General features: G+C 62.9%; 1 protein-coding gene. It reads right to left on the bottom strand.

Going from position 1 to position 1263, the window contains the following annotated elements:
• Window positions 1–26: 26 nt before the first annotated feature.
• Window positions 27–1197, bottom strand: a protein-coding gene (locus KY084_RS16200) for an IS3 family transposase (protein WP_219239491.1) whose coding sequence is annotated in 2 segments (ribosomal slippage) — window positions 27–945 and window positions 944–1197 — 1173 coding nt in all. Because the reading frame shifts where the segments join, the coding sequence is not laid out codon by codon here.
• Window positions 1198–1263: the final 66 nt, after the last annotated feature.

Below are 1263 nucleotides of genomic sequence, written 5' to 3'. Positions count from 1 at the left end.
TGGTCTGAGCCCAAGGTTTCTACCACCTATGAGGAGAGCCTCGGGCCAGTTTGATGCCCATCGCTGGGCGTGATGGCAACAACCGTATTGGGGGTATGCCCCCAATACGGTTTGCCGATTGATCCTGCGCCCATCTCCGCCGGGGTCTTGTTCTCGAGGCTCGAGTGGGGCCGGAAGTGGTTGTAGTCGTGCCGCCAGGCCTCCAGCTCCTGGCGGGCGTGGCCGAGGCTGGTGAAGATCGTCTCGTTCAATAACTCGTCCCGCAGGCGGGCATTGAAGCTTTCGATGAAGCCATTTTGGTATGGCTTGCCCGGCGCGATGTAGTGCCACTCGACATTGCGCTCCTTCGACCAGCGCAGGATCGCCATGCTGGTCAGTTCGGTCCCATTGTCGCTGACGATCGTGTGGGGACGCACCATCCGCTCGAACACGGCTGCATCGAGCTCACGCTCGACCCGCGCGCCGGAGATCGACGTATCGGCGATAAGGCGCACGCACTCCCGGCTGTAGTCGTCGACCACCGCGAAGATCCGGAACCTGCGCCCGCAGGCGAAGGCATCGGATACGAAGTCCAGGCTCCAGCGCTGGTTCGGGCCCTGCGGGATCGTCATCGGTGCTCGCATACCCAAGGCCCGCTTGCGACCGCCGCGACGGCGGACCTGGAGCCGTTCCTCGCGATAGAGCCGGCGGAACTTCTTGTGGTTCATTGCCCATCCTTCCCGGCACAGCAGCCAGTGCAGCCGCCGATAGCCGAACCGGCGGCGCTGGCTGGCCAGTTCGCGTATACGCTCACGTGCCTTGGTATCGTCAGGCCGACGGCTGACATAGCGCACCATCGTCCGGTCCGCGCCCAGCACCGCGCAGGCACGACGCTGGCTCACCTCGAAGACCTTCTGAAGATGAGCCACCGCCTGCCGTCTGGCACCGGGCGCTAGAATTTTTTGCGCTGATCTCCTTGAGCATGGCGTTGTCGAGCATCGAGTCCGCCAGCAGCTTCTTCAGCCGCTCGTTCTCCTGCTCCAGCTGACGCAGGCGCCTCGCCTCGGAGACCTCCAGCCCGCCATACTTCGACTTCCATTTGTAGAAGGTCGCCGAGCTGATCCCGTGGCGGCGGCAGACATCCGCCGTCGGCATCCCAGCTTCCTGCTCCTTCAAAACAGCAATGATCTGCTCCTCGCTGAACCTGCTCCGCTTCATCTCGTCCGTACTCCTTCTCGAGGGCCGGACTCTACCTATCAATGGAGGAAATCTAGGGGCTCAGAC

Source organism: Stakelama flava, assembly GCF_019351405.1.
Taxonomy (GTDB): Bacteria; Pseudomonadota; Alphaproteobacteria; order Sphingomonadales; family Sphingomonadaceae; genus Sphingomonas; species Sphingomonas flava_A.
Note: the sequence above shows the minus strand (reverse complement) of the source record. Positions and strands in the feature narration are given on the sequence as shown.